Source organism: Paraburkholderia sp. GW821-FHT02A12 (genome assembly GCF_059422005.1).
Map to the genome: position 1 here is coordinate 1638229 of NZ_JBWKWA010000001.1, position 24853 is coordinate 1663081.

Here is a 24853-nt window from a genome sequence, read left to right on the forward strand (position 1 = left end):
CGCCGGCTCATGGCCTCACCACCTCAAGCCTCACCACCACCGATAAAAATGATGCACCGGCCCGACGCCGCTGCCGACCTCGAGCCGGTCGCTCGCTTGCAACGCGCCGGTCAGATACAGCTTCGCATCGGCGACCGCGCTCGCCAGATCGTCGCGTTGCGGAATCAGCGCGGCAATCGCCGACGACAGCGTGCAGCCCGTCCCATGCGTGTTCTTCACCGGCACGCGCGGGCCGCCCAGACGCAGCGTGCCGCTGTCCTGCACGAGCCAGTCGGGACTATCCGCCGCGCTGAGATGACCGCCTTTCATCAGCACCGCGCGCGCGCCGAGCGCACGCAGCGCTTCGCCTTGCGCGACCATGCCGGCTTCATCCGTTGCGGCCTCTACGCCGAGCAAGGCAGCGGCTTCCGGCAGATTCGGTGTCAGCAGATCGGCGAGCGGCAGCAACTCCTCACGCACCGCAGCGACCGCATCCGGCAGCAGCAACGCGTGATTGCTCTTCGAAATCATCACTGTGTCGAGCACGATGTGCTTCGGCTTGTGCCGGCGCAACGCGTCGGCCACCGCGCGCGCGATCGCCGCGTTCGCGAGCATGCCGATCTTCACGGCGTCGATACGGATGTCGTCGAACACCGCATCGAGCTGCGCGGTGACGAAGGCCGGTTCCGGCGTGTGAATCGCCGTGACGCCGCGCGTGTTCTGCGCGGTCAGTGCGGTGATCACACTCGCGCCATAGGCGCCGAGCGCCGAGAATGTCTTCAGATCGGCCTGAATGCCGGCGCCGCCGCCGGAATCGGAACCGGCGATCGTCAGCACATTGGGAATCGGTTGAGTCATGGCAAGGCGGGAATAAGAGAAAGCGCGCGGGATGCCGCTTGCAGGCCCCCGCGGGTCAGTGCTTGACTTCGCCGATCAGCGCGACCGAATCGAACGCGCGCTGATTCGCCTGGTGGCGCCGCATCACGAGCCACATCATCAGGCAGACGAACGTGCCGAACAGCATGATCACCACCGTGACCGGCACGTCGAGCCACACCAGTACCGCGTACAGGCACAGCATCACGAGCACGGAGAGATTCTCGTTGAAATTCTGCACGGCGATCGAGTGGCCCGCCGACAGCAGCACGTGGCCGCGATGCTGGAGCAGCGCATTCATCGGTACGACAAAAAAACCGGACAACCCGCCTACGACCATCAGGAAGATATACGCGACGATCAGATAGCCCGGCACGTGCATGCGGCCGAAGTAGAGGCCCCAATGCGCGGGGAACAGGTCGCGCGTGTAGAACGCCATCAGCATCACGGCGATGCCCATCATGATGCCGACCGGCAGCACCGAGAGCGACTTCTTCAGCGGCACGCGCGAGGCCGCGAAGATCGCGCCGGCCGCCACGCCCACGGCCACCACCGCCTGCAGGATCGCGGCTTCCGACAGCGACATGTTGAGTGATACCTCGGCCCACTTCAGTACGATGAATTGCAGCGTCGCGCCGGCGCCCCAGAACAGCGTGGTGACGGCGAGCGAAATCTGGCCGAGCTTGTCGCGCCACAGCACGAGGAAACAATCGGCGAAATCGGTGACGAGCTTGATCGGGCCGCGTTCCTGTTTCGGATAGCGCGCGCCCGTGTCGGGAATGCGCAGATTGAACAGCGCGGCGATCACGTAGATTCCCATGATCACCAGCATCGCCGCTTCGGCGGGCGTGTTGACGGCGGGAATGTGGTGCTTGAGGATCGGAGCCGCGATGTGCGGACTGATCAGGGCGCCGCCGAGCACAGTGCCGAGAATGATCGAACCGACCGTGGTGCCTTCGATCCAGCCATTCGCGGCGACCAGCCGCTCAGGCGGCAGCAGTTCGGTGAGAATCCCATATTTGGCGGGCGAGTAGGCCGCCGCGCCAAAGCCGACGATGCCATAGGCGAGTAGCGGATGCGCGCCGACCAGCATCGTGACGCAGCCGACCACCTTGATGGTATTGGTGATGAACATCACGCGTCCTTTCGGACGCGAGTCGGCGAAAGCGCCCACGAAGGCGGCCAGAACGACGTACGACAGCACAAAGAACAACTTGAGCAGCGGCGTCATCCAGTTTGGTGCGTGAAGATCTTTCAGCAGTGCGATAGCAGCGATCAGAAGCGCATTGTCGGCCAGCGATGAAAAAAATTGCGCGGCCATGATGGTGTAAAAACCTTTTTTCATCTGATGCGATGCTGTCCTCGCTGCGGTCTGTCCGCCCCGGCCGTGTGAGAGGCGTCCGGGCTTATGCTGTTCGAAATGGGTTGTGCGCACGGCTTTATATCATGAAAATAGCTGGTTTCGGACTAGCAAAATCCTTGACCGCACCGCCCAGCGGGCTGCCGAGCGTTGAAAACGCCCTGTAAGCTGCTGATTCGCAAGCGTCTTTACGAAAATTTCCCATGCCGCGCCCCCTCTCAGCCACGATCCATACCGCCGCACTCGCCAACAATCTCGCCGTCGCCCGTCGCTACGCACCCAAATCCAAGATTTGGGCCGTCGTCAAGGCAAACGCTTACGGACACGGCCTCGCACGCGCTTTCCCAGGACTGCGCGCAACCGACGGCTTTGGCTTGCTGGACCTCGAAGAAGCCGTGAAGTTGCGTGAATTGGGATGGGCCGGGCCAATTTTGTTGCTCGAGGGCTTTTTCCGTCCGACCGATATCGACGTGATCGACCGCTACAGCCTGACCACGGCGCTGCACTCGGACGAACAGTTGCGGATGCTGGAAATGGCGCGTCTGTCGAAGCCCGTCAACATTCAACTGAAGATGAACAGTGGCATGAACCGCCTCGGTTACGTGCCGGAAAAATTCCGTGCCGCGTGGGAGCGCGCGCGTGCCTGTCAGGGTGTCGGCCAGATCACGTTGATGACCCATTTCTCGGATGCCGACAGCGAACGCGGCATCGCCTATCAGTTGGAAGCGTTCGAACGCGGCGCGCAAGGCATCGCGGGTGCGCGCAGCCTCGCGAATTCGGCGGCGACGCTGTGGCATCCCGCCGCGCACTTCGACTGGGTGCGCCCGGGCATCATTCTGTACGGCGCATCGCCGTCCGGCGTGAACGCCGCGATCGCAGACACCGGTCTGCAACCGGCCATGACGCTCGCCTCCGAACTGATCGCCGTGCAGACCCTCGCCGAAAGCCAGACGGTCGGCTACGGTTCGTCGTTCAAGGCGCGCGGGCCGATGCGCATCGGTGTGGTTGCCTGCGGTTACGCGGACGGCTATCCGCGGAGCGCGCCGGAAGGTACGCCGGTAATCGTCGACGGGGTCCTGACGCGGCTCGTCGGGCGCGTTTCGATGGACATGCTGACCGTCGACCTGACGCCGATCCCAACTGCCAACGTCGGCTCGCGCGTCGAATTGTGGGGCACGTCGCTGCCGATCGACGAAGTCGCGCAAGCCTGCGGCACGATTGGCTACGAGCTGATGTGCGCGGTGGCGCCGCGCGTGCCGGTGCGCGCCGAGTAGGCACGAACATAAGCACGGAAGTAAGCACGGAAGTAAGCACGGAAGTAAGCACGGAAGCGATCGGCGGGCTCACGGACTTATCGGCCGGATATCCAATAGAACAGCAACAGGCAAGGGCGCGTGGCTAAACAGAAGACGTTGTACATCTGCAGTGAATGCGGCGGGCAATCGCCGAAGTGGGCCGGGCAGTGCCCTTCATGCAACGCGTGGAACACACTGGTCGAATCAGTGGCGGAAGCGCCCTCCACGCATCGCTTCCAGTCGCTCGCGAAAAGCGCACCGGTGCGGCGTCTCGCCGATATCGACGCGACCGACGTGCCGCGTTTTTCAACCGGCGTCAGCGAGTTCGACCGCGTGCTGGGCGGCGGTCTGGTGCCGGGCGGGGTGGTGCTGATCGGCGGCGACCCGGGCATCGGCAAATCGACGCTGTTGCTGCAATCGCTTGCGGAAATCGCCGCGGATAAACGGGCGCTCTATATCAGCGGCGAGGAATCGGCTGCGCAGATCGCGCTGCGCGCGCAGCGGCTCTCGCTGCTCGAGCCCGGTTCGAAGGCCAGCGAACTGCAGTTGCTCGCGGAAATCCAGCTCGAAAAGATCCAGGCGACCGTCGCCGGGCAGCGGCCCGACGTCGCCGTGATCGACTCGATCCAGACGGTTTATTCCGACGCGCTGACCTCCGCGCCCGGTTCGGTCGCGCAGGTGCGCGAGTGCGCGGCGCAATTGACGCGGATCGCCAAGCAGTCGGGCACCACCATCATCATGGTCGGCCACGTGACCAAGGAAGGCGCGCTCGCCGGGCCGCGCGTGCTTGAGCACATCGTCGATACGGTGCTGTACTTCGAGGGCGACACGCATTCGTCGTTCCGGCTGGTGCGCGCGATCAAGAACCGCTTCGGTGCGGTCAACGAACTCGGTGTGTTCGCGATGACCGAGCGCGGCCTGCGTGGCGTCGCCAATCCTTCCGCGCTGTTTCTGTCGCAGCATGAACAATCCGTGCCGGGTTCGTGTGTGCTGGTCACGCAGGAAGGCACGCGGCCGCTGCTGGTCGAAGTGCAGGCGCTGGTGGACGCGGCGAACGCGCCGAATCCGCGGCGGCTCGCCGTCGGCCTGGAACAGAACCGACTCGCGATGCTGCTGGCGGTGCTGCACCGGCATGCCGGCATCGCCTGCTTCGATCAGGACGTGTTCCTGAACGCGGTGGGCGGCGTGAAGATTGCCGAACCCGCCGCCGACCTGGCCGTGCTGCTCGCGATTCATTCGTCGATGCGTAACAAACCGTTGCCGAAGGGGCTGGTCGTGTTCGGCGAAGTGGGCCTCGCCGGCGAAATCCGGCCTTCGCCGCGCGGCCAGGAGCGTCTGAAGGAAGCGGCCAAGCTCGGTTTCTCGACCGCGCTGATTCCGAAGGCCAATGCGCCGAAGCAGCCGATCGACGGCTTACAGGTCATTGCGGTCGAAAGGATCGAGCAAGCCATCGACCGGGTCCGCACGCTCGAATAAACGGGCCTGTCACGGCTGCAGGCGCGGTCTGCCGCGTAATGCCCGGTAAATATCTCCATATTGGCTGTAACCTACCCGACATTCCTTTTTCCTAAGCTGAGGGGTATTGCTTCCCTTCTGATGCCGAAAAAAGGATTGCGCCTTGAAACAGCCACATGAAACCGTAGCCGAGCGGCCAATGCAGGTGCGCGGCTGCCGCGTCTCCGCGCCCATTCGCCAGCCTTGGGGCGGCGCTTGCCGGATTGTCGAGTGGATCGACACGACGGGGCAGATTTCGCGGCGGGTGGTGGCCGAACATGTCACGGCGGCGGAAGTGCGGGCCACCATCAACCGTCACGTTGAAGGCCGCAAGCATCTGCTGTACGACGACGAAAAAACGCCGCGCCAGACTTTGCCGCGGCAAGCGGCGGCGAAACGCTGACGTGCCGGGCGGCGGCCGCTTGCCTCAACCGGCGTAACGGTCCTCGTCGTCTTCGGCCTCAGTTTCGTTTTCACCTGCGCGCGCGGCCACGCGGGCCTGCGGATTGAAGAGCGGGTGCCGCGCGGCTTCTGCCGGGGTCAGCACCGGTGACACGCAACAGTCGAGCGGCTCCAGCAGCAGCACCCATTCCTCCAGCGGACGCTTGCCGATCACATCGGCCAGTTCCTGCGTCAGCGCGGCCGCGTCAGGCCCGCCGATTGCCTGACCCAGACTCCAGTGGCGCGTCGCCCATTCGGGCCGGTCCAGCGCCATGCACAGCGTTTCCCAGAATTTGAGTTCGAGCGCGCCGACCGCGAGCCAGCGGTTGTCGAGCGTGCGGTACAGGTTGTAGCAGGGCACGCCGCCGTTCAGCAGGCCTTCGCCGGCGGCCGGAGCGGTGCCTTCATTGGCGAGCGAGACCTGCGCGACGACGTTGTGCGCGTGCGTGACATGGGTCATCGATACGTCGACGAAGCGGCCTTCGCCGCCGCGCGACACGTGCCATAACGCGGCGAGAATCCGCGTCACGGCGCTCAAGGCGCCGCCGAGCAGGTCGGCAATCTGGAAGTTCGGCAGGATCGGCGCGCCGTCGCGGCCGGCCAGTTGATCGAGTACACCCGCGTAGCCGATGTAGTTCAGATCGTGGCCGGCATGGTCGACAAACGGACCGCTCGCGCCGTAGCCGCTAATTGCGCAGTAAACCAGTTTGGGATTCGCCGCGCGCAGTGTTTCGTAGCCGAGGCCGAGGCGCTCCATCACACCGGGCCTGAAGCTTTCGATCAGCACGTCCGCTTCGGCCGCGAGCGCGCGTAACACGCTGCGTCCCGCTTCCGACTTCAGGTCGAGCCGCGTTTCGCGCTTGCCGCGATTGACGAGCCGGTAAAACGCGCCGGGCCGGCCGGCCACGCGGTCGCTCGACGACTGCATCATCGTGCGGGTGGGGTCTCCCGCGCCGGGCGCTTCGATCTTCAGCACGTCGGCGCCGAGTTCGGCAAGCCGCAATGCGGCGACCGGGCCCGGCAACAGGCGCGTCAGATCGAGCACGCGCAGGCCCTGCAGCGCGGGCGGCGCTGATGCGGACCCTGATATGGATGACGTCGCAGATGACAAAGCCAACCTCTCGTCGATGCCGGCGCGGACCTGGAAACTGCGTACCGCTAGCCGATTTGTTCGAGTTCCTCATGAGCGTCGAGCCATTCGGCTTCGAGCGCTTCGAGGCGCGCGTTCACATCTGCCTGACGGCGGATCGCCTCCGTCAGTTTGCTTTTCTGCTCGGGCTCGTAACTCGCCGGATCGACGACGAATGCATCGAGCGTCGCCTTTTCCGCGTTGAGCGAGTCCATTTCCTTTTCAATTTTCGTGATGCGGCTTTGCAGCGGCTTTTTCAGGTGAGCCAGCTTTTGCCGCGTTTCGGCTTCGAGTCGGCGCTGCTCCTTGCGGTTGACCCCATTGTCCGCGCTATCCGCACCGTTCGAGGCCGCGCCCGCTTTCAGCGCCGCACGCTGTTCAGCCGCGTGTTGCAGCAGCCAGTCGCGGTAGTCGTCGAGATCGCCGTCGAACTCGTGCAGGCGGTGTTTCGCGACCAGCATGAACTGATCGGTCGTGGCGCGCAGCAGATGCCGGTCGTGCGACACCAGAATCAGCGTGCCCTCGAACTGCGCGAGCGCCATGGTCAGCGCGTGACGCGTTTCGAGGTCCAGGTGGTTGGTCGGTTCGTCGAGCAGCAGCAGATTCGGCTTTTGCCAGATGATCAGCGCCAACGCGAGGCGAGCCTTTTCGCCGCCCGAGAAGGGCGCGATTTTCGAGGTCGCCATCTCGCCGGAGAAGTTGAAGCTGCCGAGGAAGTCGCGCAGTTCCTGTTCGCGCGTATCCGGCGCGAGTCGCGCCAGATGCTGCAACGGCGTGTCGTCCGGGCGCAGCGTTTCCAGCTGATGCTGCGCGAAGTAGCCGATCCGCAGACCCTTGCCTTCGCGCACCTGTCCGCCGAGCGCCTCGAGCGTCCCGGCCAGCGTCTTGATCAGCGTCGATTTGCCTTGGCCGTTCGCGCCGAGCAGGCCGATGCGCTGTCCATTCTGGATCGACAGCATCACGTTCCCGACAATCGGAATCTCGACGCCGTCATTGCGATAGCCGCAGCGTACGTCTTCCATCACCATCATCGGATTCGGCGCGGAATCGGGCGCGCGGAATTCGAACGTGAACGGCGAGGCCGCATGCGCCGGCGCGATCAGTTCCATCTTTTCGAGCGCCTTCACACGGCTTTGCGCCTGACGCGCCTTGGTGGCCTGCGCCTTGAAGCGGTTGATGTAGCTCTGTAAATGCTCGACGGTGCGCTGCTGTTTCTCGTACGCGCTCTGCTGCAACGCGATCTGTTGCGCGCGCAGGATTTCGAACTGCGAGTAGTTGCCGCCGTAACGCCTGATCTGCTGCTGCTCCAGGTGCAGCGTCACGTTGCAGACCGAATCGAGAAACTCGCGGTCGTGCGAGATCACGATCAGCGTGCCCGGATAACGGTTCAGCCAGTCTTCGAGCCAGACGATCGCGTCCAGATCGAGGTGGTTGGTCGGTTCGTCGAGCAGCAGCAAGTCGGAGCGGCACATCAGCGCCTGCGCGAGATTCAGCCGCATGCGCCAGCCGCCCGAGAAGCTGCTGACCGGCTCGCGCGTCTGCTCGAGCGTGAAACCGAGGCCGAGCAACAGCGCTTCGGCGCGAGCGGGCGCGGTGTAGCCGTCGGCGTCGGCGAACGCGGCGTGCGCTTCGCCTTCAGCGGCGCCGTCATGCGCGGCCGACGCCGCGGCAATGCGCGCTTCGATCGCGCGCAACGCGGCGTCGCCGTCGAGCGTGTAGGCGAGGGCAGTCTTGTCGGCAGCGGGCGTTTCCTGCGCGACGTGGGCGATCTGCCAGGTCGGCGGGATCGAGAAATCGCCGCCGTCCGCGTGCAGTTCGCCGAGCAGCACGGCAAACAGCGTCGACTTGCCCGCGCCGTTCGCCCCCACCAGGCCGGCCTTTTCGCCGGGGTTGAGGGTGAACGTGGTGTTGTCGAAGAGCGGCTTGGTACCGCGCGCGAGGCTGAACTGGTTAAAGCGGATCACGAAGAGGCCGGCTGAAGAAAACCGCTATTTTAGACTGCCGGGGCTGACACCGGGCGCTCAGCCGGGATTGGCCATTCGGCCGACTGTACTGGCGAAGCTTTTGGCATAGACTGACGGCTTTCACGGGGAGAGCACATGACATCGATTTATTCGTTTTCGGCACACACCCTTGGCGGCGAGGAAGTGAGCCTCGAGCAGTATCAAGGCAAGGTTTTGCTGATCGTCAACACGGCGAGCGAATGCGGGTTCACGCCGCAGTACGCGGGCCTGCAAAAGCTCTATGACACCTACGCGGCGCGCGGCCTGACGGTGCTCGGTTTTCCGTGCAACCAGTTCGGCAAGCAGGAGCCGGGCGACGCCGTGCAGATCGGCGGTTTCTGCGAGAAGAACTACGGTGTGACCTTCCCGATGTTCGACAAGATCGACGTGAACGGCGCGAATGCGCATCCGTTGTTCCGCTACCTGACGGGCGAAGCGCCGGGCCTGCTGGGGCTCGAGGCGATCAAGTGGAATTTCACCAAGTTCCTGATCGGCCGCGACGGCGATGTGGTCAAACGCTACGCGCCGCTGACCAAGCCCGAGGCGATTACCGAAGACATCGAGAAGCTGCTGTAACCCGCCGCGCAGTCGGGCAGCGCGGCGGCTACAGGATCGGCGAGAACAACCGCGCGACGTGCATCAGCACGCGCCGCAACGCGCTCGCTTGCCGGTAATCGTTGCGGTCGATTTCGAGCGACTGGGCGAAATCCTTCAGTAGCATCGCTTCGACTTCTTTGGCAAAACCGCGGTCTACCGTCATCACCATGATCTCGAAGTTCAGGCGGAACGAGCGGTTGTCGAGATTGGCGCTGCCTATTGCGGCGGCCACGCCGTCGATCAGCACGACTTTCTGATGCAGGAAGCCCGGTTGGTAGCGGAAGATCCGGATGCCTGCGCGCACCGAGTCGTATGCATAGAGTTTCGACGCTTCGAACACGACGAGATGGTCGCGCCGGCTCGGAATCAGGATGCGCACGTCCACGCCGCGCAGGGCCGCAAGCCGCAACGCCGCGAACACCGCCTCGTCGGGCACGAGGTAGGGCGTGGTGATCCAGATCCGCTCGCGCGCCGCGCTGATCGCTTCGACGAAGAAGAGCGAACAGGTCTCCTGCTTGTCGGCCGGACCGCTCGGCATCACGAGGCAATGCATGCCTGCGCCGGCCGGTTCGAACGGCGGGACGTCGAACGCCGGCAACTGCTGGGTCGCCCAATGCCAGTCTTCGGTAAACACGAACTGGATGCTGGCAACCGCCGGGCCGCGCACTTCGATATGCGTATCGCGCCATGGCGAAAGCGGCGGCTTGCCGCCCAGATACTCGACGCCGACGTTGTGTCCGCCGACAAACGCGCGCTCGCCGTCGACCGAGACGATCTTGCGGTGATTGCGGAAGTTCAGTTGCAAACGGTTGACGAAGCGGCGATTGGTGGCGAACGGATGCGTCTCGACGCCGGCTGCGCGCAGTGCCGCTACGTAGCGGTGGGGCAGATCGAAGCTGCCGATGCTGTCGTACAGAAAGTAGACGCGCACGCCTTGCTGCGCTTTCGCGATCAGCGCGTCCTTGAACATCTCGCCGAGCGCGTCGTCGCGCACGATGAAGAATTGCACGATCACGTAGTGGCGCGCGCCTTCGATCGCTTCGAAGATCGCCTCGAAGGTCGCTTCGCCGTTCACCAGCGTGCGTACCGAATTGCCCGACAGGAACGGCATGCCGCCGAGACGCGTCAACGAATGCACGAAGCTTGCGCCGAGTTCCTCCGTGGGCAGGCCCGCTGAAGAGTCTTGCGTGTCCCATTCCAGCGGATGTGAGCGTGTGCGCAGCAGTTCGTTCTCGACGCGGCGGGCGTCCGCGTAGCCCTCAAACTTGCTGCGGCCAAGGAACAGGTACGGCACCAGCGTCAAATAGGGCATCGCGACCAGCGACACTGCCCACGCGATCGCGCCTTGCGACGTGCGGGTGTTGAGAATCGCATGGCACGCGGCGATCCCGCCGAGGATGTGGGCGAGGACGACCAGCGGGCCGATGTGAAGCAGGTCGAATTGCATAGGCGGCTGATGGGTTTCGGGGTGCTGCCGGGCGGCTTGAAGCCGCCGTGGGCAGCCGACCGCGCCCATCTTACCGAACGCGCACGCGTTGGGGGTGCGTTACGGACAAACGTCTGCTTGATTTACCGCAGTGCGGCAAAACAGCGGGAAGGGAGGCACGTTGCGCGCGACGGACGTTGAGATGCCGCCGCGCGCATCGCCGGCTGAAGCGATGAAGCGTCAGACCGGCAGATCCGCGGCCTGGATCAGGAACACGTTGTCGTCGCCGGCGCTGGTCGACAGCCAGACGAGGTCGAGGCCGCCGAACGCCGCCTCGACGTTCGCGCGCTCGTTGCCGATTTCGACCACCAGCACGCCGTTTTCGGTTAGCCAGTTGCGCGCTTCGCCGATGATCCGGCGCACGATGTCCATGCCGTCCGCGCCGCCTGCCAGCGCCATGTCCGGCTCGTGCTTGTACTCGGCGGGCAAGGTCTGCATCGACGCCGCGTTCACATACGGCGGATTGCTGATGATCACGTCGTAGCGGCGCTCGGCGAGCGGTGCGTACAGATCGCCTTCGAACAGCGCGATGCGGTCATCGAGGTGGTAGTCCGTCACGTTGCGCGTCGCGACTTCGAGCGCGGGCGCCGACAGATCGACGGCGTCGATATCCGCATTCGGGAACGCGTGCGCCGCGAGAATCGCGAGACAGCCGGAGCCGGTGCACAGTTCGAGCACTGCGCCGACCTGCTCGGGATCTTCCACGTACGGTTGCAGGCCGTCCTGCAGCAGTTCGCCGATGAACGAGCGCGGCACGATCACGCGTTCGTCCACGTGGAAGCGAAAGCCGTGCATCCACGCTTCCTGCGTGATGTACGCGGCCGGCACGCGTTCGCCGGCGCGGCGCTCGATCACGTTGAGCACGGCGTCGATTTCGTCCGCGCTCAAACGCGCGTCGAGAAACGGCTCCAGCAGATCGAGCGGCAAATGCAGCGTGTGCAGGACCAGATAAGCGGCTTCGTCGTAAGCGTTGGCCGAGCCGTGGCCGAACGACAGCCCGGCCTGATTGAAGCGCGACACCGCGAAACGCAGCAGGTCGCGGACGGTGGAAAACGGGAGCGTCATCGCAAATAGTCCTTGGTCAGGCGATCAGTTGTTCGAGCACGCGGCGATACACGTTCTTCAGCGGCTCGATGTGAGCGACTTCGATATGCTCGTCGATCTTGTGGATGCTGGCGTTCAGCGGGCCGAATTCGACCACCTGGTCGCAGATGCGCGCAATGAAGCGGCCGTCCGAGGTGCCGCCGGTGGTGGACAGTTCGGTCGCAATGCCGGTCTCGTCCTCGATCGCCTTGGCGAGCGCGTTCGACAGATCGCCGCGCGGCGTGAGGAACGGCAGGCCGCTCACGGCCCACTGCAGGTCGTACTCCAGGTTGTGCCTGTCGAGGATCGCGTGCACGCGTGCCTGCAAACCTTCGACCGTGCTCGCCGTCGAAAAGCGGAAGTTGAACAGCATGTCGGCGTGGCCCGGGATCACGTTGCTCGCGCCGGTGCCGCTGTGAATGTTCGACACTTGCCAGGTGGTCGGCGGGAAGTATTCGTTGCCGTCGTCCCAGCGTTCGGCGACCAGCTCGGCCAGCGCGGGCGCGAGCAGGTGCACCGGATTTTTCGCCAGATGCGGATACGCAATATGGCCCTGCACGCCCTTGACGATCAGCTTGCCCGACATCGAGCCGCGCCGGCCGTTCTTCACGGTGTCGCCGAACTGTGTGCTCGAGGTCGGCTCGCCGACGATGCAATAGTCGAGGCGTTCGCCGCGCGCTTGCAACGCGTCGACGACCTTGACGGTGCCGTCGGTGGCGGGGCCTTCTTCGTCGCTCGTGATCAGGAATGCGATCGAGCCGCGGTGCGCGGGGTGCGCCGCGACGAACTCTTCGCTTGCCACCACGAAGCCGGCGATCGACGTCTTCATGTCCGCCGCGCCGCGCCCGTACAGTTTGCCGTCGCGATGGGTCGGCTCGAACGGCGCCGAATTCCATTGTTCGAGCGGGCCGGTCGGCACGACGTCCGTGTGGCCGGCGAACACGAGCAGCTTGCCGCGGGTGCCGTCGACGCCGCGTTTGACGGCCCACAGGTTGGTCACGCCGTTCGATTCGATGGTCTCGTGCTCGAAGCCGAGCGCGGACAGGCGCTCGATCAGGAGGCGCTGGCAATGCTGGTCGTCGGGCGTGACGGACGCACGCGCGATCAGTTGTTCGGTAAGGGCGAGGGTGCCGGACATGGATTCAGTACAAGCCACTTTGAAATGAAAAAATGCCGGCTGGCGGTTGAGCACCGCAGCCGGCAACAGCTTTTGAGCAACGCGGCGAGGCCGCGCTTATCTGCGCTTTATCTGCGCCTAACTTGCGTTTAACCTGCGCTTTGCTTCTTTGTCGCGTTCGAAATCACCCTGCCGATCAGGCGAACAGCGTGGCGTATTCGTCCGCGGAAAAACCGAGCGACTTGACGCGGCCGTTGACGACCAGCACCGGCCGCTTGATCACCGACGGCTTGTGGATCATCAGCGCGATCGCGCCCGGCTGCGTATCCGCCGCCGACTTCATGTCGTCCGACAGCCCGCGCCACGTGGTGCCGCGACGGTTCAGCAACGCGTCGAGCTTGACGTCTTTCAGCCAGTCCTGCACGAGCGGCTCGGTCACGCCGGCCTTCTTGAAGTCGTGAAACTCGAACTCGACGCCGTGCTCTTCCAGCCACACGCGGGCCTTCTTCACGGTGTCGCAGTTCGGGATGCCGTAGACGACGGTTTTGGTGCCGCGCGCCATCAATCGCCTCGCAGCAGCTCGTTCAGGCCGACCTTCGCACGCGTTTTGGCGTCGACCTTCTTGACGATCACGGCGCAGTAGAGGCTATGCGAGCCGTCCTTCGACGGCAGGTTGCCCGCCACCACCACCGAGCCCGCCGGAATGCGGCCGTACGTGACTTCGCCGGTTTCGCGGTCGTAAATCTTGGTGCTCTGGCCGAGGTACACGCCCATCGAGATCACCGAGTTCTCTTCGACGATCACGCCTTCCACGACTTCCGAACGCGCGCCGATGAAGCAGTTGTCTTCGATGATGACCGGATTGGCCTGCAGCGGCTCCAGCACGCCGCCGATGCCCACGCCGCCCGACAGGTGGACGTTCTTGCCGATCTGCGCGCACGAACCGACGGTCGCCCACGTGTCGACCATCGTGCCTTCGTCGACATATGCGCCGATGTTGGTGTACGACGGCATCAGCACGACGTTCTTCGCGATGAACGAGCCGCGGCGCGCGATGGCGGGCGGCACGACCCGGAAGCCGCCGGCGGCGAAGTCTTCAGCGGTGTAGTTGGCGAACTTCGACGGCACTTTGTCGTAGAACTGTGAGTAACCGCCGGCTGGTTGCACCACGTTGTCTTCCAGACGGAACGACAGCAGCACGGCTTTCTTCAGCCATTGATTGACGACCCAGTCGCCGTCCTTCTTTTCTGCGACGCGCAGCGCGCCCTTGTCCAGTTGCTCGATCGCGTGCGCGACGGCTTCGCGCACTTCGGCCGGGGCGGCTTTCGGCGACAGGTCGGCGCGGTTTTCCCAGGCGGTGTCAATGATCTGCTGAAGTTGTTGCGACATATGCGTGCTTTATCGAAGAGTTGAAGTCTGAAGAAGGGGAGGCGGTGCGGGGCTGGTTACGGAACTCAACCCGCAACTCAACCCGCCAACGCGCGGCAAAAATCGACGATTCGCTGTGCGCCTTGCGTGCATTCGTCGACATCGGCGACAAGCGCCATGCGCACAAAATTGCGGCCGGGATTCACGCCGTGCGCGGTGCGCGCGAGGAACGAGCCCGGCAGAACCGTCACATTATAGTCGGCGTAAAGGCGCTGGGCGAACTCGGTGTCCGTGAGGCCCGTGCGCGACACGTCGGCCCACAGGTAGAACGCGGCGTCCGGCAGGCGTACGTCGAGCACCTTCGCGAGCATCGGCGTCACAGTGAAAAACTTCTGCACATACTTCGCGCGGTTCTCGCGCACGTGCGCCTCGTCGTTCCAGGCAGCGATGCTGGCACTCTGGAACACGGTCGACAAGGCCGCGCCGTGGTATGTCCGGTATAGCAGGAAATCCTTGAGGATCGCCGCGTCGCCGGCCACGAAACCCGAGCGCATGCCGGGCACGTTCGAGCGCTTGGACAGGCTCGACAGCATCACGAGGCGCTCGAAGCCGCGACCGAGCTTGTGCGCCGCTTCCAGGCCGCCGAGCGGCGGGTTGGCCTCGTCGAAGTAGATTTCCGAGTAGCACTCGTCCGACGCGATCACGAAGCCGTAGCGGTCCGACAGCGCGAACAGCTCGCGCCAGTCGTCCAGCGTCAGCACCGCGCCGGTCGGATTGCCCGGCGAGCACACGTACAGCAGCTGCGTGCGGGCCCAGATGTCTGCCGGCACCGCCGAATAGTCGCAGGCGAAATTGCGCGCCGGGTCGCTATTGACGAAGTACGGCTGGGCGCCCGCCAGGATCGCCGCGCCTTCGTAGATTTGGTAGAACGGGTTCGGACAGAGTACGATCGCAGGCTCGCCCGACGCCTTCCGTTTTGGGGCGATCACCGTTTGTGCCAGCGCAAAAAGCGCTTCGCGCGAGCCCGACACTGGCAGCACCTGGGTGGCCGGATCGACCGGCGGCAGGTGGTAGCGCTGCGTGGCCCATTTTGCAATCGACTCGCGCAGCGGCAACGAACCGATGGTCGCCGGATACGCCGACAAACCGCCGAGCGAGGCGACCACGGCGTCGCGAATCAGCGCCGGCGTGGGATGTTTCGGCTCGCCGATGCCGAAGCTGATGTGCGCGAGGCCGGCCGGCGGCGTGATGTCCTTGAAAAGCGCGCGCAGCTTTTCGAACGGATAGGGCTGAAGGGAGTCGAGTAGCGGGTTCACGGGGCGGATCGGGCCTGATCGAGGATGGGCGCAGAGGGAATGCAGGGTGCGCGCGCTGGCGCCAAACGAATGAATCGCATGAAACACGCGCAACGGCCGGCAGCGGCGACGAACGGATGATTATAGCCGGGCGCGCCAGGCGTGGGGCGCCCCCGGGCGGCGCCCGCCGTCGGACGCACAGCAGCCGTGCGGCGCGCCTCGCGCGCAGGAAGCGGCGCACCCCGGCGCAACCCGCCAGGCAGCGCAGGCAATGCGCAGCAGCGGGAACGACGCGAACCGCGGACGGTTCGCGTGAAAGGAAGCAGGAGCAGCAATGTACGTCACAACAATCGAGACACGTTTCGGGACACGTTTCGGATCGAGGTCCGGACGAATCTGGCGCGAACGCGCCGCCGCCGGCGGCACAACCGGCAAAAGCCGCAATAGCACTGACGGCCGCTACAGCAGCGGGAGCGCCGCGCCATGACCAACTGGCTTCGCAATGGTTGGCCGACGCTCGCGATCATGCTGGGCGCGTCGGTCTGGGGCATGATCTGGTATCCGCTGCGCACGCTGTCGGCACTTGGCGTAACCGGCACGGCGGCGAGCGCGCTGACGAGCGGCGCCGGTTGTCTGTTCGTGCTGCTGGTACGCCGCAGTGCACTGAAGACGGTGCGCTGGCACTGGCTGCTGCCGGCCCTGGCGCTTACAGCGGGCATCACCAATCTCGGCTTCGTGTGGGGTTCGATCCACGGGCAGGTGATGCGCGTGCTGCTGCTGTTCTATCTCACCCCCGCATGGACCGCGCTGTTCGCGCATTTCATCCTGCAAGAACGGCTGACGTGGTCGGGCGCGGGTCTTGCCGCGCTGTCGCTGGCGGGCGCGATGGCGATGCTGTGGTCGCCGCAACTGGGCATCCCGGTGCCCGGCAATCTCGCCGAATGGGCGGGCCTCGCCGGCGGCATGGGCTTCGCGATGAGCAATGTGCTGATCCTGAAGACGAGCCGCGTGCTGCCCGGGATGAAGCCCGAAATGCGTACCGCGACAATTTTCGGCGGCGCGGCGATTTTCAGCGCGTGTGCGTCGCTGTTCGAAGCGATGCCGGCGCCGCCCGCCGGCGCGCAGCTCGGCACGGCCGCGCTACTGGTGCTCGGCCTCGGTTTCCTGCTGGCGTCGAACAATATGCTGGTGCAGTACGGTCTTGCGCGCGTGCCGGCCAACCGGGCCTCGATCATCATGCTGTTCGAGATCGTGATCACGGCCTTGTCCGCGTGGTTCTTTGCCGGCGAGACGCCCGGTCCGCGCGAATGGGCGGGCGGCGCGTGCATCGTGCTGGCCTCCGCCTTGTCCAGCTGGGTGCATCGAACCGGAGCCGGACCGGCTGATCAGACCAATCGGGAGGCCGGCCCGGGTACTGACCACAACACCGACCACAACGCCGACCACAACGCCGACCGTAAGGACGGTAAGAACCGTCCACGCGCGATGGTATGATTGCCCCTCATTGGCTGACGCGCGCTTGACCGCGTGCGATTGGCGCCCGTATCGCGGGGGCTTCACGGGCCGTTTCGCCGCATCGGCAAACGGCTTGCGCGGCTTTCGCGAGCCACCTTTATTTTCCCTTTTCAATCAGCGATATTGCCGTGCGTCTGACCTCGATCAAACTCGCTGGCTTCAAGTCATTCGTCGATCCCACGCATTTCCAGGTTCCGGGCCAATTAGTCGGTGTGGTCGGTCCCAATGGGTGCGGCAAGTCCAACATCATCGACGCCGTGCGCTGGGTGCTCGGCGAATCGCGCGCCTCCGAGCTGCGCGGCGAGTCGATGCAGGACGTGATCTTCAACGGCTCGACCGCGCGCAAGCCGGGTAGCCGCGCCAGCGTCGAACTCGTGTTCGACAACGCCGACGGCCGCGCCGCAGGGCAGTGGGGCCAGTATGGCGAAATCGCCGTCAAGCGCGTGCTGACGCGCGACGGCACCTCGAGCTACTACATCAACAACCTGCCGGCGCGCCGCCGCGACATCCAGGACATCTTCCTCGGCACCGGTCTCGGGCCGCGCGCTTACGCGATCATCGGGCAGGGCATGATCGCGCGCCTGATCGAGGCGAAGCCGGAAGAGCTGCGCGTGTTTCTCGAAGAAGCCGCGGGCGTGTCGAAATACAAGGAGCGCCGCCGCGAGACCGAGAACCGTCTGCACGACACGCGCGAGAACCTGACGCGGGTCGAGGACATCGTCCGCGAACTGGGGACGAACCTCGAAAAGCTGGAAGCGCAGGCGGTGGTCGCCACGCGCTACAAGGAATTGCAGACCGACGGCGAAGAGAAGCAGCGTCTGTTGTGGCTGTTGCGCAAGAACGAAGCCGGCAGCGAGCAGGAACGCCAGCAGCGCGCGATCGAACAGGCGCAGATCGACCTCGAAGCACAAACTGCGAAGCTGCGCGAAGTCGAAGCGCAGCTCGAAACGCTGCGCGTCGCGCATTACTCAGCGAGCGACGCGATGCAAGGCGCGCAAGGCGCGCTGTACGAGGCGAATGCCGAAGTCAGCCGCCTTGAGGCCGAAATCAGGTTCATCGTCGAATCGCGCAACCGCGTGCAGGCGCAGATCGCGGCGCTGACCGCGCAGCGCGAGCAGTGGCTGTCGCAGGCCGAAAAGGCGCAAGGCGATCTCGAAGACGCTGAGGAACAACTCGCCGTCGCCGAAGAAAAAGCCGCGCTGGCCGAAGACGAAGCCGCCGCGAAGCACGACGCGTTGCCGGCGCTCGAAGCGCGCTGGCGCGATGCGCAGACCGAGTTGAACGCCGAGCGCGGCGGTATCGCGCAGACCGAACAGGCGTTGAAGCTCGAAGCCGCGCATCAGCGCAATGCCGACCAGCAATTGCAGCAGTTGCAGCAGCGTCACGAGCGGCTGAAGTCGGAAGCGGGCGGTCTCGATGCCCCCGACGAAGCGCAGCTCGAAGACCTGCGCATGCAGCTCGCCGAGCACGAAGAAATCCTCCATGACGCCCAGGCCCGTTTGGCCGACGCGCAGGAAACGCTGCCACGCCTCGATGGCGAACGGCGCGCCGCGCAGGAGCGCGTGCAGTCGGAAAGCGCGCAGATTCATCAGCTCGACGCACGCCTTGCCGCGCTCAAGCAGCTGCAGGAAAACGTCCAGACCGAAGGCAAGATCCAGCCGTGGCTCGAGAAGCACGAGCTGAACGGCCTGCCGCGTCTGTGGAAGAAGCTGCATGTCGAAGCCGGTTGGGAAACCGCGCTCGAGGCGGTGCTGCGCGAGCGGCTCGCCGCGCTGGAAGTGTCGAATCTCGACTGGGTCAAGGCGTTCGCCACCGATGCGCCGCCCGCCAAGCTCGCTTTCTACGCGCCGCCTTTGGCCGCTCAGCCGGCCGCTACGCCGCCCGCATTGCGCCCGCTGCTGTCGCTGGTTCGCATCGACGACGCCGGTTTGCGCGCGGTGCTGAACGACTGGCTCGGCCTCGCGTTCGTCGCCGACGATCTGGCGCAAGCGCTCGCGATGCGCTCGCAGCTGCCGGAAGGCGGCTCGTTCGTCGTCAAGGCCGGACATGTGGTGACGCGCGTCGGCGTGCAACTGTATGCCGCCGATTCCGAACAGGCCGGCATGCTGGCCCGTCAGCAGGAAATCGAAAACCTGACGCGTCAGGTGCGCGCCCAGGCCTTGCTCGCCGACGAGGCAAAGACCGCCGCGATCCGCGCCGAAGCCGCTCACACGCAAGCCGCGCAAGCACTGACCGATGTGCGCCAGCAGTCGGAGCGCGCGACGCAACGTGTCCACGCGTTGCAGATGGACGTGCTCAAGCTCACGCAAGCGCACGAGCGCTACACGCAGCGCAGCACGCAGATCCGCGAAGAACTCGAAGAAATCACCGCGCAGATCGAAGAGCAACGCGCGATGCGCACCGAGTCGGAAGCGAACTTCGAGCGCCATGACGCGGAACTCGCCGAATTGCAGGCGCGTTTTGAAGATCACCAGATGGCCTTCGAAGCGCTCGACGAAGAACTGACCGCTGCGCGTGCGCAATCGCGCGATCTCGACCGTGCCGCCACCGACGCGCGCTTCGCCGCGCGCAACATGGCGAACCGCATCGACGAATTGAAGCGCAGCATCCAGGTCGCACATGAGCAGAGCGAACGTGTGGCCGCATCGCTGGAAGACGCGCGCGCCGAGCTGGAGACGATCAACGAGCAGACCGCGCACACCGGCTTGCAGGACGCGCTCGACATCCGCGCGGTCAAGGAAGAAGCGTTGCACGCCGCGCGCCTCGAACTCGACGACCTGACTGCCAAGCTGCGCGCAGCCGACGAGACCCGTCTGACTGCCGAGCGCGCGTTGCAGCCGCTGCGCGACCGCATCAATGAGTTGCAGCTGAAGGAACAGGCCGCGCGCCTGAACGGCGAGCAGTTCATCGAGCAACTGGCCACGGCCGGGGTCGATGAAGCCGAGCTGCAGGCTAAGCTGACGCCGGACATGAAGCCGTCGTACCTGCAAGGCGAGGTCACGCGGATCAACAACGCGATCACTGCGCTCGGCCCGGTCAACATGGCCGCGCTCGACGAGTTGAAGGCGGCGAGCGAGCGCAAGATGTTCCTCGATTCGCAATCGGCCGACCTGACCGACGCGATCGAAACGCTCGAAGACGCGATCCGCAAGATCGACGGCGAAACGCGCACGCTGCTGCAAGGCACCTTCGACGAAGTGAACCGTCATTTCGGCGAACTGTTCCCGCGCCTGTTCGGCGGCGGCCAGGCCAGGCTGATCATGACCGGCGACGAAATTCTCGACGCCGGCGTGCAGGTGATGGCGCAACCGCCGGGCAAGAAGAATTCGACGATCCACTTGTTGTCGGGCGGCGAAAAAGCGCTGACCGCCACCGCGCTGGTGTTCGCGATGTTCCAGCTGAATCCCGCGCCGTTCTGTCTGCTCGACGAAGTGGACGCGCCGCTCGACGACGCCAACACGGAACGCTTCGCGAACCTGGTGCGCGCGATGTCGCACAAAACCCAGTTCCTGTTCATTTCGCACAACAAGATCGCGATGGAAATGGCGCAGCAGCTGATCGGCGTGACCATGCAGGAGCAGGGCGTATCGCGGATCGTGGCGGTGGACATGGAAACGGCCGCCGGTTTCGCCCAGAATATCGTTTAAGTTAAGAAAAGCCGCGCGGGCGTCCGCGTTCACCGCAGCGGCTGCCGGCCGCGCGGCACGTGGGGCGGGCGCATAGCCGCGCAGACAGAAGAATTGCTGATGGAGCATGCATGGACGAGTTGACACTCGGTTTGATCGGCGCGGGTGCCGTGGTGGTCGGGGGCGTGGTCGTGTACAACGCCTGGCAGGGCGCGAAAGTGCGCCGCAAGATGCCGCGGCCGATGCCGGCCGACGCTGCCGAAACGCTGGCGCGGGACGATCAGCAGGAACAGAGCCCGTTCATCGAGCCGGCCCGGCCGACCACGCGCCGCGAGCCGGTGGTGGGTTCCGATGCGGTTGTGGAAACGGCGGCGCGCGTCGAACCGACTTTCGGTGCAGCCGCCGCACCGCTCGATACGCCGGCCGATATTCAGGCGGAGACGACTACGCCGAACGGCTATCCCGAAGCCGAAGGCGTGGCGGCTGCGGAAGGCGGTCACGCGGCTAAGGGCGGCAAGGCTGCCAAAGCCGGCGAGCCGGTCGAACCGATCCTGCCGGCCGCCACGACGATTTCGTCGGCGCCGCCCGCTATCGTCGATCGCCGCATCGACTGTATCGTGCCGATTCGCCTGAACGGTCCGGTGGCCGGCGACAAGGTGATTCCGCTCGCGCAGCGCCTGCGCCGCGCCGGCAGCAAGCCGGTGCATATCGAAGGCCAGCTTGAAGGCGGGGCGTGGGAACTGCTGCAAAACGGCGCGCGCTACGAAGAGTTGCGCGCGGCCGCGCAGTTGGCCAATCGCAGCGGAGCGCTCAATGAGCTGGAGTTCTCGGAGTTCGTGACCGGCGTGCAGCAGTTTGCCGACGCGCTCGACGCGTCGCCGGAATTCCCCGACATGCTCGAAACGGTCGCGATGGCGCGCGAACTGGACGGCTTTGCCGCGCAGTGCGACGCACAACTGTCGATCAACGTGCTCTCCGACGGCGCGCCGTGGTCGGCCAACTACGTGCAGGCGATCGCCTCGCAAGACGGCCTGCTGCTGTCGCGCGACGGCACGCGCTTCGTCAAGCTCGACGCGAAGCAGAGCCCGGTGTTCATGCTGCAATTCGGCGACACCAACTTCCTGCGCGACGACCTCACCTACAAGGGCGGCCAGATGATCACGCTGGTGCTCGACGTGCCGGTGGCCGATGAAGACATCCTGCCGTTCCGTCTGATGTGCGACTACGCGAAATCGCTGGCCGAGCGCATCGGCGGGCGGGTGGTCGACGACGGCCGGCGGCCGTTGCCGGAAACCGCGTTGCTGGCGATCGAGAAGCAGTTGATGACGCTCTACGCGAAGCTCGAACAGGCGGGCATTCCGGCCGGTTCGCCCGCGACGCGCCGCCTCTTCAGCCAGTAACGTTCCTGTTTTTTCATGTTGTATTCGACGGCCGCACGATGTGCGGCCGTTGTCATTGGAGGCGGGGCTTCAGGCGGCGCCTCGCGCGGCCGTCGAACACTCGAAACTGGTCGTTCGGCCGATGTAAAGGGGCACGCTTTCCTGCGATAATCCAATGTCTGAATTTCACAAAGAACCTTCCGACAGCATGGCCCGAACCCCCGTCTCCAATTCAGCAACCAGCGCTCCGGCAGAGCGGGCCGCGTGGCTGCGCGCGGAACTCGAACGCGCCAACTACGCGTACTACGTGCTCGACCAGCCTGACTTGCCGGATGCGGAATACGACAAGCTCTTCAAGGCGCTGCAACAGATCGAGACGGACCATCCAGATCTGATCGTGCCGGATTCGCCCACCCAGCGTGTGGGCGGCGAGGCGGCGAGCGGCTTCGAGCCGGTCGTGCACGATCAGCCGATGCTGTCGCTGAACAACGGCTTCGCGGACGAAGACATCATTGCGTTCGACAAACGCGTCGGCGATGCACTCGGCAAGAATGCGAGCGAGCCGCCGGTGCCGGTCGATTACGCTACCGAGCTGAAGTTCGACGGCCTCGCCATCTCGCTGCGTTACGTCGACGGCAATTTCGTGCAGGCGTCCACGCGCGGCGACGGCGCCACCGGCGAGAACGTCACCGAAAACGTCCGCACGATCCGTTCCATTCCGCTGAAGCTCAAAGGCAAACGCGTGCCGCGCGTGCTCGACGTGCGCGGCGAAGTGCTGATGTTCAAGCGCGACTTCGAGCGCCTGAACGAACGTCAGCGGGCCGCGGAGCAAAAGGAATTCGCCAACCCGCGCAATGCCGCGGCCGGCAGTTTGCGGCAACTCGATTCGAAGATCACCGCACAGCGGCCGCTGTCGTTTTTCGCGTATGGCATCGGCGTGCTCGAAGGCATCGAGATGCCGGCCACGCATAGCGGACTGCTCGACTGGTACAAGGAACTCGGCTTGCCGGTCAATGGCGAGCGAGCAGTGGTGCAAGGCGCCGACGGCCTGCTGGGATTTTTTCATGCGGTGGGCGAGAAGCGCGATAGCTTGCCATACGACATCGACGGCGTGGTCTACAAGGTCAACCGGCGCGATGAGCAGGACGCGCTCGGCTTCGTGTCGCGCGCGCCGCGTTTCGCGTTGGCGCACAAATTCCCCGCGCAGGAAGCGCTCACCAAACTCGTCGCGATCGACGTGCAGGTCGGCCGCACCGGCGCGATCACGCCGGTCGCGCGGCTGGAGCCGGTCTTCGTCGGCGGCGCGACGGTGACGAACGCGACCCTGCACAATGAAGACGAAGTGCGCCGCAAAGACATCCGTATCGGCGATACGGTGATTGTGCGGCGTGCCGGCGACGTGATTCCGGAGGTGGTGAGCGCGCTGCTCGACCGGCGTCCAGACGACGCCCGCGAGTTCGTCATGCCCACGCACTGCCCGGTGTGCGGCTCGAGCATCGAACGGTTGCCGGACGAGGCGATTGCCCGCTGCACGGGCGGCCTGTTCTGTCCCGCGCAACGCAAGCAGGCGCTGTGGCACTTCGCGCAGCGTCGCGCGCTGGATATCGACGGGCTCGGCGAAAAGATCATCGACCAGCTGGTCGAGCAGAATCTGGTGCGCACGCCTGCCGATCTGTTCAACCTCGGCTTTGCGACGCTCGCCGAGCTCGACCGTTTCGCCGAGAAATCCGCGCAGAATCTGCTCGACTCGCTCGAAAAAGCCAAGCACACCACGCTGGCGCGTTTTATCTACGCGCTCGGCATCCGCCACGTCGGCGAATCGACGGCGAAAGACCTGGCCAAACATTTCGGCTCGCTGGATCCGATCATGGACGCGTCGGTCGAGGCCTTGCTGGAGGTAAACGATGTCGGGCCGGTGGTCGCCGAGTCGATTCATCAGTTTTTCGCCGAAGAGCACAATCGCACAGTGATCGAGCAACTGCGCGCGCCCGGCAAGGTCACATGGCCGGAAGGGCCGCCCGCACCGAAGGCGCCGCAAGGCATACTGGCTGGCAAGTCGGTCGTGCTGACGGGCACCTTGCCGACGCTCGCCCGCGAAGAGGCGAAAGAAATGCTCGAAGCGGCCGGCGCCAAAGTGGCCGGTTCGGTGTCGAAGAAAACCGATTACGTGGTGGCCGGCGTCGAAGCAGGCAGCAAGCTTGCAAAGGCGGAGGAACTCGGCATCCCCGTACTCGACGAAGATGGTATGCGCAAGCTCCTGGAGGGGCAGTTATGATCCGAGAAATTCTCAAGATGGGCGATCCGCGCCTTCTGCGTATTGCTGATCCGGTCGATCACTTCGACACGCCCGAACTGCATGAACTCGTGAAAGACATGTTCGAGACCATGCACGACGCGAACGGCGCGGGGCTCGCCGCGCCGCAGGTCGGCGTCAATCTGCAGGTGGTGATCTTCGGCTTCGGGCACAGCGAGCGCTATCCGGACGCGCCGCCGGTGCCGGAGACGGTGCTGATCAATCCGACCATCACGCCCGTTTCGCTGGATATGGAAGAGGGGTGGGAAGGCTGTCTGTCGGTGCCGGGACTGCGAGGTGCGGTCAGCCGGTTTTCGATGATCCGGTATCACGGCTTCGATCAGTATGGCAAGCCGATCGATCGCGTCGCCGAAGGCTTCCACGCGCGCGTCGTGCAACATGAGTGCGATCACCTGATCGGCAAACTGTATCCGATGCGGATCACCGATTTCTCGCAGTTCGGCTTCACGGAAGTTCTATTTCCGGATCTGGACCCGAATAGTGACGATTGATGCCG

At 64.8% G+C, this 24853-nt stretch carries 19 protein-coding genes; 9 read left to right on the top strand and 10 right to left on the bottom strand.

Annotated features, from left to right (window positions below):
- Nucleotides 1-30: 30 nt before the first annotated feature.
- Both thiD and lplT read right to left on the bottom strand, forming a co-directional pair.
- Nucleotides 31-837, bottom strand: coding sequence for a bifunctional hydroxymethylpyrimidine kinase/phosphomethylpyrimidine kinase (thiD, locus tag AC07WT_RS07290; RefSeq protein ID WP_494946563.1), 807 nt, complete (start codon nucleotides 835-837; stop codon nucleotides 31-33).
- Between the two features lie 55 nt (nucleotides 838-892).
- The gene (lplT, locus tag AC07WT_RS07295) at nucleotides 893-2200 is read right to left on the bottom strand and encodes a lysophospholipid transporter LplT (RefSeq protein ID WP_494946564.1); all 1308 of its coding nucleotides are present in this window, start codon (nucleotides 2198-2200) and stop codon (nucleotides 893-895) included.
- A gap of 218 nt (nucleotides 2201-2418) precedes the next feature.
- Here lplT and alr point away from each other — a divergent pair, with 218 nt between their 5' ends.
- From alr to AC07WT_RS07310, 3 genes are all read left to right on the top strand, one after another.
- Nucleotides 2419-3489, top strand: coding sequence for an alanine racemase (alr, locus tag AC07WT_RS07300; protein WP_492590390.1), 1071 nt, complete (start codon nucleotides 2419-2421; stop codon nucleotides 3487-3489).
- A 120-nt stretch (nucleotides 3490-3609) separates the two neighbouring features.
- Nucleotides 3610-4986 (top strand): DNA repair protein RadA, encoded by a 1377-nt coding sequence (gene radA, locus AC07WT_RS07305; RefSeq protein ID WP_492590389.1) that lies wholly within the window; start codon nucleotides 3610-3612, stop codon nucleotides 4984-4986.
- Nucleotides 4987-5128: 142 nt separating this feature from the next.
- Entirely contained in the window at nucleotides 5129-5407 is a 279-nt protein-coding gene (locus AC07WT_RS07310) for a DUF2866 domain-containing protein (protein WP_492590388.1), read from the top strand.
- Between the two features lie 24 nt (nucleotides 5408-5431).
- Here the strand turns inward: AC07WT_RS07310 and AC07WT_RS07315 are convergent, their stop codons facing one another.
- Nucleotides 5432-6505 (bottom strand): CaiB/BaiF CoA transferase family protein, encoded by a 1074-nt coding sequence (locus AC07WT_RS07315; protein WP_494948390.1) that lies wholly within the window; start codon nucleotides 6503-6505, stop codon nucleotides 5432-5434.
- Between the two features lie 98 nt (nucleotides 6506-6603).
- Nucleotides 6604-8538: an ATP-binding cassette domain-containing protein gene (locus AC07WT_RS07320; protein ID WP_492590387.1), complete on the bottom strand. Its 1935-nt coding sequence runs from the start codon at nucleotides 8536-8538 to the stop codon at nucleotides 6604-6606.
- A gap of 135 nt (nucleotides 8539-8673) precedes the next feature.
- Between AC07WT_RS07320 and AC07WT_RS07325 the strand changes: the two genes are divergently transcribed.
- Nucleotides 8674-9153: a glutathione peroxidase gene (locus AC07WT_RS07325; RefSeq protein WP_494946565.1), complete on the top strand. Its 480-nt coding sequence runs from the start codon at nucleotides 8674-8676 to the stop codon at nucleotides 9151-9153.
- 28 nt (nucleotides 9154-9181) lie between these two features.
- Here AC07WT_RS07325 and cls read toward each other — a convergent pair whose 3' ends face one another.
- The 6 genes from cls to dapC all read right to left on the bottom strand — a co-directional run bounded on the left by cls (nucleotide 9182) and on the right by dapC (nucleotide 15544).
- Nucleotides 9182-10621 (bottom strand): cardiolipin synthase, encoded by a 1440-nt coding sequence (gene cls / locus AC07WT_RS07330; RefSeq protein ID WP_494946566.1) that lies wholly within the window; start codon nucleotides 10619-10621, stop codon nucleotides 9182-9184.
- Nucleotides 10622-10840: 219 nt separating this feature from the next.
- Nucleotides 10841-11725: a 50S ribosomal protein L3 N(5)-glutamine methyltransferase gene (gene prmB / locus AC07WT_RS07335; protein ID WP_492590384.1), complete on the bottom strand. Its 885-nt coding sequence runs from the start codon at nucleotides 11723-11725 to the stop codon at nucleotides 10841-10843.
- 16 nt (nucleotides 11726-11741) lie between these two features.
- Nucleotides 11742-12881, bottom strand: a complete 1140-nt coding sequence (gene dapE, locus AC07WT_RS07340) for a succinyl-diaminopimelate desuccinylase (RefSeq protein ID WP_492590383.1) — start codon at nucleotides 12879-12881, stop codon at nucleotides 11742-11744.
- A 175-nt stretch (nucleotides 12882-13056) separates the two neighbouring features.
- Complete coding sequence (locus AC07WT_RS07345; RefSeq protein WP_492590382.1) at nucleotides 13057-13422, bottom strand: ArsC family reductase; 366 nt, start codon at nucleotides 13420-13422, stop codon at nucleotides 13057-13059.
- Complete coding sequence (dapD, locus tag AC07WT_RS07350; RefSeq protein WP_054041009.1) at nucleotides 13422-14249, bottom strand: 2,3,4,5-tetrahydropyridine-2,6-dicarboxylate N-succinyltransferase; 828 nt, start codon at nucleotides 14247-14249, stop codon at nucleotides 13422-13424. The genes AC07WT_RS07345 and dapD overlap by 1 nt, the downstream gene beginning before the upstream one ends.
- Before the next feature lie 77 nt (nucleotides 14250-14326).
- A complete protein-coding gene (gene dapC, locus AC07WT_RS07355) occupies nucleotides 14327-15544 on the bottom strand; it encodes a succinyldiaminopimelate transaminase (RefSeq protein WP_494946567.1) in 1218 nt (405 codons plus the stop codon).
- A gap of 462 nt (nucleotides 15545-16006) precedes the next feature.
- On the opposite strand from dapC, the gene AC07WT_RS07360 reads away from it, so the two are divergent.
- The 5 genes from AC07WT_RS07360 to def all read left to right on the top strand — a co-directional run bounded on the left by AC07WT_RS07360 (nucleotide 16007) and on the right by def (nucleotide 24848).
- A complete protein-coding gene (locus tag AC07WT_RS07360; RefSeq protein WP_494946568.1) occupies nucleotides 16007-17017 on the top strand; it encodes a DMT family transporter in 1011 nt (336 codons plus the stop codon).
- A 149-nt stretch (nucleotides 17018-17166) separates the two neighbouring features.
- Complete coding sequence (gene smc / locus AC07WT_RS07365; protein ID WP_494946569.1) at nucleotides 17167-20685, top strand: chromosome segregation protein SMC; 3519 nt, start codon at nucleotides 17167-17169, stop codon at nucleotides 20683-20685.
- A gap of 110 nt (nucleotides 20686-20795) precedes the next feature.
- On the top strand, nucleotides 20796-22064 hold the full coding sequence (locus AC07WT_RS07370; protein ID WP_492590378.1) for a cell division protein ZipA C-terminal FtsZ-binding domain-containing protein: 1269 nt from the start codon (nucleotides 20796-20798) through the stop codon (nucleotides 22062-22064).
- Nucleotides 22065-22251: 187 nt separating this feature from the next.
- Nucleotides 22252-24318: an NAD-dependent DNA ligase LigA gene (ligA, locus tag AC07WT_RS07375; RefSeq protein ID WP_494946570.1), complete on the top strand. Its 2067-nt coding sequence runs from the start codon at nucleotides 22252-22254 to the stop codon at nucleotides 24316-24318.
- Nucleotides 24315-24848: a peptide deformylase gene (gene def / locus AC07WT_RS07380; RefSeq protein WP_492590376.1), complete on the top strand. Its 534-nt coding sequence runs from the start codon at nucleotides 24315-24317 to the stop codon at nucleotides 24846-24848. Before ligA ends, def begins: the two co-directional genes overlap by 4 nt.
- Nucleotides 24849-24853: the final 5 nt, after the last annotated feature.

Coding starts and splice junctions, on each gene's coding strand:
- thiD (WP_494946563.1), bottom strand. CDS start 837: ATGACTCAACCGATTCCCAATGTGCTGACGATCGCCGGTTCCGATTCC.
- lplT (WP_494946564.1), bottom strand. CDS start 2,200: ATGAAAAAAGGTTTTTACACCATCATGGCCGCGCAATTTTTTTCATCG.
- alr (WP_492590390.1), top strand. CDS start 2,419: ATGCCGCGCCCCCTCTCAGCCACGATCCATACCGCCGCACTCGCCAAC.
- AC07WT_RS07325 (WP_494946565.1), top strand. CDS start 8,674: ATGACATCGATTTATTCGTTTTCGGCACACACCCTTGGCGGCGAGGAA.
- cls (WP_494946566.1), bottom strand. CDS start 10,621: ATGCAATTCGACCTGCTTCACATCGGCCCGCTGGTCGTCCTCGCCCAC.
- prmB (WP_492590384.1), bottom strand. CDS start 11,725: ATGACGCTCCCGTTTTCCACCGTCCGCGACCTGCTGCGTTTCGCGGTG.
- dapE (WP_492590383.1), bottom strand. CDS start 12,881: ATGTCCGGCACCCTCGCCCTTACCGAACAACTGATCGCGCGTGCGTCC.
- AC07WT_RS07345 (WP_492590382.1), bottom strand. CDS start 13,422: ATGGCGCGCGGCACCAAAACCGTCGTCTACGGCATCCCGAACTGCGAC.
- dapD (WP_054041009.1), bottom strand. CDS start 14,249: ATGTCGCAACAACTTCAGCAGATCATTGACACCGCCTGGGAAAACCGC.
- AC07WT_RS07360 (WP_494946568.1), top strand. CDS start 16,007: ATGACCAACTGGCTTCGCAATGGTTGGCCGACGCTCGCGATCATGCTG.
- AC07WT_RS07370 (WP_492590378.1), top strand. CDS start 20,796: ATGGACGAGTTGACACTCGGTTTGATCGGCGCGGGTGCCGTGGTGGTC.
- ligA (WP_494946570.1), top strand. CDS start 22,252: ATGGCCCGAACCCCCGTCTCCAATTCAGCAACCAGCGCTCCGGCAGAG.
- def (WP_492590376.1), top strand. CDS start 24,315: ATGATCCGAGAAATTCTCAAGATGGGCGATCCGCGCCTTCTGCGTATT.